We start from the raw sequence: 6155 nt of genomic DNA on the forward strand, positions 1-6155 counted from the left end.
CGCCTCACCGCTGCTCGGGCGCGGCGTCCCGGGCGGCGATGATGGCGGCGATGGCCTCCGAGACGAAGGTCTCGGTCTCGGGCTTGTCGACCTTGAGCCCGGCGAGCACGCCCTCGCCGTTCTCCAACTCCAGCAGTGCGAGCAGGATGTGCTCGGTGCCGACGTAGTTGTGTCCGAGCTTGAGCGCCTCGCGGAAGGTCAGCTCCAGCACCTTCTTGCCCTGCGCGCTGTACGGGATCAGCGCGGGCACCGTCTGCTCGACGGCGGTCGGCAGCGCGGCGCTGGTCGCCGTCCGGACGGCCTCCGGGGTGACGCCCTGGGCGGCGAGCGCCTTGACGGCGATGCCCTCGGGCTCGGCGAGCAGGCCGAGCAGGATGTGCTCGGGGCCGATCTCGGCGTTGTTCGCCTGTCGGGCCTCCTCCTGCGAGGCCACCACGACCTTGCGCGCCCGGGGCGTGAACCGGGCGAACCCCTGGCTGGGGTCGAGGTCGTTCACGGCACCCGGGTCCTTGGGGACGAAGCGCTTCTGGGCGGCCTGCTTGCTGACGCCCATGCTGCGTCCGATGTCGGTCCAGGAGGCGCCGGAGCGGCGGGCCTGGTCCACGAAGTGGCCGATGAGGTGGTCGGCGAGTTCGCCGAGGTGGTCGGCGGCGATGACCGCGTCGGAGAGCTGGTCGAGCGCGTCGACGTGGACCTTCTTGATCGCGGCGATCAGGTCGTCGAGGCGCAGCGGAGTGGTGTTGGGAACAACGGGATTCTCCATGCGTCAACCGTAGGTTGTCGATCCGAGGATCGTCAACCACAAGTTGACGCTTACCGGCAGGTAGGTTGCGTCCGCATCCGCTCGAACACATCCGCCCGACTGCGGCACCCGCCCGACCGCGGCGGCCCCCGGCCGGGGGCCCTACGCCCCCGTCAGCAGCCGGTCCCGCACGGCGGCGATCTGGGCGGGCGCGACCCCCGCCGCGAGCAGGTAGCCCGCCGGGTCGAGCCCGTCGAGGGTGGCTGCCAGAGCGGCCTCCGCGGTGGTCCCGGCCTCGGCCAGCGCCGCGTCGATCCGGTGGTACGGGTCCGGCAGGCCGAGCATCCCGTACAGCGGGCGGACGTTGGGGCCGCTCAGCAGGTAGTCCTCGGCGATCGCGGCCCGGTCGACCCCGGCCAGGGCGAGCAGCAGCAGGGCGGCCAGGCCGGTGCGGTCACGGCCGGCGCCGCAGTGCACCACCAGTCCGCCGGGGCGGGCCTCGGCGATCGCGGTGACCAGCGCGGCGGCGGCGTGCGGGCAGTGCTCCAGGTACGGGCGGAAGGCCAGCGGGGTGCCGTCCAGCCGGCCGTGGGCCTCCCACCAGGCGGGGCCGGCCAGTTCGTCCAGCGGGACGCGGACCAGTTCGACCTCCTCGGGGAGCGGGAGGAGCGGCCTGTACTCCTCGGCGTCGCGCAGATCGACCACGGTGCGGACACCGTGGTCGAGGAGGGCGTCCCAGCCCTCGCGGGTCAGGCGGTCCAGGTTGTCCGCCCGGGCTATCGCGCCGCGGGCGGTCGGCTTGCCGGAGGCGGTGGGCAGTCCGCCCAGGTCGCGGACGTTCAGACAGCCGTCCCAGACGAGGGTGCGGTCCTCGGTGGTGGTCAGCGCGTCGGTCCGCATGGTGGGGCTCCCCGTTTCCTCGGTCGGGGGTACCGTTACCCCCTCGTTATCAGGACTCCCGGGCGATCCCGATGGTTCCTGATCGTTAGAACCCAGGTCACCGGCAGTTCGTACGGAAGACCGACGGTTCGTACCGGGCCGGCGGGGGATCAGGCGGCGGTCGGGGCTTCGACCTCGGTGGCGACCAGCTTCTCGATCGGGTCGACCGCGATCTGACCGAGCATCGAACCGGCCACGATCGCGCCGATCAGGAACACGGTGGACAGCCAGGCCATGGTCGACACCGGCAGGGTTAAGGCACCGACCACCCGGGCCGCGCACTCGGCCAGCAGCGCGGTGCCCCAGATGCCCGCGAACACCCGCTCGTGACGGCGGAAGGCCCGCGAGGCCGCCGCCCGCCCCTCGACCAGCCGCTGCCAGGCGGCGGCCCGGCCCCGGTCGCCCTTGGTGACGAAGGGCATCAGCATCGGGGTCATCACCGGCCGGCCGACCGCGGCCGAGACCAGGATCGCCAGCGCCACGGTGCCGCTCAGCCCGCCGTCCTTGGCGATCATCATCCGGGCGTCGCCGGTGACGAAGGTGAGCGCCAGGCCCGCCAGGTTGACCACCAGCATCAGCGAGGCCCACAGGTTGAGCGTGCGCTCCTTCAGCAGGCCGAGGACGGTCCGCCCGGCCGGGAAGACGCTGCTCCAGGCCAGCGCGGCGAACTCGCTCAGGCCGCAGGCCGAGTGCAGCAGGTAGTAGCCGACCAGCGGGGCGGCCACATCGAGGGCGAGCGGGCGCAGCCCGGTGAGCAGCGGGTTCGGCGCCCCGGCTGCCCGGTCGTCCTGGACGTCCTGGGCGGGAACGGCGGCGGTGACGGCGGTGACGGTCCGGCTGCTCATGGTGGGTTCCTCCCGGCTGGTGGCCGCGGGCCACTGCCCGCGTCGTGCCTCCAGTTTTTCGGTCCGACCCTCCGTCAGAGCAGTGCCGTCCGTTGCCGGATCCGCATGACAGCTGTCACTGTGCGGCCCGTGACACCCCCGCCCACCTGGCCTTATCCAGACCTGCGCCGATCCGCACCGATCCAGCCCGGCGCCGGTCTAACCGAGGACCCACAGTTCCCGCCCCAGGGTGTCCAGGCAGCGCACCGTCCGGAACCGGTCGTCCCCGGCGGACAGGAACCCCCGGGCGGCCCCGGCCAGCACCGTCCGGGCCACGCCGTCGCCCCGGGTCCAGGCGCCGGTCAGCACCAGCGCCCCGTCGACCAGCTCGGTACGCTGCACCCGGGCCACCGAGGCGGTCAGCAGCGCGGCGTTGACGTCCTCCAGCTCGGCGGGGGAGAGGTACCAGAGGTGCGCCCCGCCGGTGGGCGAGCGGTCCGCCCCGGCCCGGCGCCGCAGCTCCGGCAGGCCGTAGTCCCGGACGGCCGCGACGGCGTCAGCTGCCAGCGCGGCCCGGGCAACACCTCCCACCAGACGTCCTCGCCGACCGGCAGCACCTCGCCGATCCGGGCCCGCCAGACCTCGAAGCCGTACCGGGTGTGCGGGTCGGGCGGGGCCGGGGCAGCCCAGTCGGCGCGGCGGACCAGGCTGAGCCCGAAGGTGAACGCGACCCGGTCGGCGGCGGGCCGCTCGACCAGGCCCAGCAGCATCCAGTGGTCCTCGTCCGGCAGCAGGAAGGCCGGGTGCCGCCCGGTGAGGCCCAGGCCGCGCAGGGCGGGCGCGAGGTGCTCGCGCAGGCCCTTGGCGTGGAGCTCGTGGGCAGTGGTCATCGCGGTCTTCCCTGCTGGTCATACGGTCGCTCCGGCTCCGCCCCGATCCCGGTCCCGGATCTGGCCCCGGTCCCGCTCCGGCCGGGGCGGCCCGGACCGACGCCCGCCCGAACGGGCTCGGGCGGGCGTCGGAACAAACGGGCGCGGCGGGGTCGCGGGGTCACGGCGGCGTGGTCGGGCGCGTCGGCGGGCCCGGCGTCCGGGCGGGTCGGGGCCCGGATCGATTCGCCTACCGACAACGTAGGCGGGGGCGGCCTCCCGGGGCTGCGGGCGAACGGCAGCCGTCGGCGGGACCTTGGCCCCGTCCGGTCCGGTCCTTCGACCGGCGCCGACCCGTTCCCCCGGATGGCGCATCATGTGGCGGGTGCAGAGTGCAGAACGCCCCGGAGCGGGCACCGGCAGCCCCCTCGGCCGGTCCGGACCAGTACCTCCCGCCGGCCCACCCCCGGGCGGGGGCCCCGCTCCCACCGACCTGACCGAGGCGGTCCGCGCCGCCCAGGAGGGGGACGAACAGGCGTTCCGGCTGCTGTTCCGGACCGTCCAGCCGGGCCTGCTGCGCTACCTGAGAGTGCTCGTCGGAGGCCGGCCCGAGGACGTGCAGGACGCCGAGGACATCGCCTCCGAGACCTGGCTGCAGATCGCCCGCGACCTGCGCGGCTTCTCCGGCGACGGCGACGGCTTCCGCGGCTGGGCGGCCACCGTCGCCCGCAACCGGGCGATGGACCACCTGCGCGCCAGGCGCCGGCGCCCGGTCGCCGACCTCCCCTTCGAGTACCTGGTCGAACAGGCCGCCGGGGACGACACCGCCCGCGCCGCACTCGCCACCGTCGGCACCGCCGACGCCCTGGCGCTGATCTCCCGGCTGCCCCGCGACCAGGCCGAGGCGGTGCTGCTGAGAGTGGTCATGGAACTGGACGCCGAGAGCGCCGCCCGGGTGCTCGGCAAGCGGGCCGGCAGCGTCCGGATGGCCGCCCACCGGGGCCTGCGCCGACTAGCCAAGCTCCTGGACCAGCCCTTCTCCGCCGGAGCCGGGATCCCGGCCGCCCGCCCGGCCGAACCGGGCACCGGGACCGCCGCCGGACGACCCGCGGAACAGCCCGCGAAAAAAACTTCTCCCCAGGGTGTGACAGAACGCCGGGCCGCGACGCTGAAGGACATGAGATGAGCACCAACCGATCCCGTCGGATCGACCGTGATGCCGCCGAGCAACTGCTCGGCGGTGCCGTGGGCGGCCCGTCGGCCGGGCAGGACGCCTCGCTCACCGGACCGGACGGTCCCGGGCAGCTCGCCCGGGTACTGGCCGCGGCCGCCGCCCCGGCGACGCCCGCGGAACTGGCTGGGGAGGAGACCGCCCTGGCCGCGTTCCGGGCGGCGAGTCTCACGCCCGACCCCGTAGTGACCCCCGTCCGGAGACGATCGATGGCAACCGCCGCGCTGGCCAGGGCCTTCAGCACGAAGGCCGCTGCCGCCGTGCTCGGCGCCACCGCGCTGTGCGGGGTCGCGGTCGCCGCCGGCACCGGCAACCTGCCGTCCGGCCTCGGCGGCGGCCCGTCCGAACCCGAGCACGCGGTGGCCACCCCGGGCACCCCGCTCGGCGCCTCCGCCGACACCGGCACCGCCTCCTCCGCGCCCCCGTCCGGCAGTGCCCGGCCGTCCCCCGGTGGCACCGCGGACCCGCACGGAGCCGTCCCGTCCGGCCCCGCCTCGCCCGCCGTTCCCACCACCGGCGGGCACGCCGAGCACCCCGCCCCGCCCACCGCGCTGCTCCCGCTCTGCCAGAACTTCGCGGACCGTACGGGCAAGGGCGAACACCCCGGCAGGCTGGCCGCCGACCCGCTCTTCGCCCCGCTGATCGCGGCGGCCGGCGGAGCCGACGGCGTCCAGGACTACTGCGAGGGCGCCCTCGGCCACCGGGACGGAGACCACCAGGACGGCGACCACCAGGGCGCCGGCACCCAGCCGAGCGCCCCCGGCCGAAGCGGTTCCGGCGGCGATTCCGGCAAGGGCAACGGCAACAGCCAGAACGGCGGCGGCAACGGCGCCAAGCCCGGCAAGGGCAGTGTGATCCCGCCCCCGACGGGCGCCCCCACCCTGCCGGACATCCGTCCGAGCAGAACCGGCCCCTCCGAGGACGACCAGTCGGCCCGGAGATGACCCCCAGAACTCCGGGTGGGCGGCGAGCGACTCCCCCCGGGCTCGCCGCCCACCCGGACCGCACCACCCCGCACCACCCGCAGGACGCACAACCACCCGAAGACTCCGGGTGGCCGGTCGGCTCCCCCGTGCCCACCGTCCACCCGGCCGGCTCCCGGCCGGACCGGCAGGCGCTCACCCCGGACGCGCCTCCGGCCCGGCCGGCCCGGAACGTGCGGCCCGCCCTCCCGCAGTCAGGGCGGGCCGCACCCCGATCCGGCGGTCGGGGGACCGCTGCCCGGTCCCCCGGCCGCCACCCCCACCCCAGCGGGCCCGCCAGAGCGAAGCCCACGCACCCGCAAGACCCCCTCACCCTCACCCGCACCCACCCACCCCCGGCACCCCCCACCCACACCCACCCACACCCACCCACACCCACCCACCCCCCGCACCCCTCCACCCACCTCCACCCTCCACCCACCTCCCCCACCCACCCACCTCCCCCACCCACCTCCCCCACCCACCCACCCCCTCCCCACCAGGCGAGAGGGACGCGCTGCGGAAGGGGGCGGCGCAGGGGGTGGCTGCGGAGAGGGGCGTGACGGGTGATTTTCAGACTGCCAACGG

At 75.5% G+C, this 6155-nt stretch carries 6 protein-coding genes; 2 read left to right on the forward strand and 4 right to left on the reverse strand.

The annotated features are described in order from the left end of the window. Positions 1-4: 4 nt before the first annotated feature. From BG452_RS44825 to BG452_RS44840, 4 genes are all read right to left on the reverse strand, one after another. On the reverse strand, positions 5-763 hold the full coding sequence (locus tag BG452_RS44825) for a Clp protease N-terminal domain-containing protein (RefSeq protein WP_188310167.1): 759 nt from the start codon (positions 761-763) through the stop codon (positions 5-7). 141 nt (positions 764-904) lie between these two features. Continuing rightward, positions 905-1642 carry a tyrosine-protein phosphatase gene (locus BG452_RS44830; protein WP_188310168.1) on the reverse strand — a complete coding sequence of 246 codons (738 nt, stop codon included), beginning with the start codon at positions 1640-1642 and terminating at the stop codon, positions 905-907. A gap of 149 nt (positions 1643-1791) precedes the next feature. Continuing rightward, positions 1792-2526 (reverse strand): VC0807 family protein, encoded by a 735-nt coding sequence (locus BG452_RS44835; RefSeq protein ID WP_223243673.1) that lies wholly within the window; start codon positions 2524-2526, stop codon positions 1792-1794. A gap of 398 nt (positions 2527-2924) precedes the next feature. Beyond that, a complete protein-coding gene (locus BG452_RS44840) occupies positions 2925-3395 on the reverse strand; it encodes a hypothetical protein (protein ID WP_188310169.1) in 471 nt (156 codons plus the stop codon). Between the two features lie 355 nt (positions 3396-3750). Here BG452_RS44840 and BG452_RS44845 point away from each other — a divergent pair, with 355 nt between their 5' ends. Together BG452_RS44845 and BG452_RS44850 are read left to right on the forward strand one after the other, a co-directional pair. Continuing rightward, positions 3751-4560, forward strand: a complete 810-nt coding sequence (locus BG452_RS44845) for an RNA polymerase sigma factor (protein WP_188310170.1) — start codon at positions 3751-3753, stop codon at positions 4558-4560. Continuing rightward, a complete protein-coding gene (locus BG452_RS44850; protein WP_188310171.1) occupies positions 4557-5549 on the forward strand; it encodes a hypothetical protein in 993 nt (330 codons plus the stop codon). Before BG452_RS44845 ends, BG452_RS44850 begins: the two co-directional genes overlap by 4 nt. The last annotated feature ends 606 nt before the right edge of the window (positions 5550-6155 follow it).

Origin of the sequence: Streptomyces sp. CBMA123 (assembly GCF_014596465.1) — a bacterium.
Lineage (GTDB): Bacteria > Actinomycetota > Actinomycetes > Streptomycetales > Streptomycetaceae > Kitasatospora.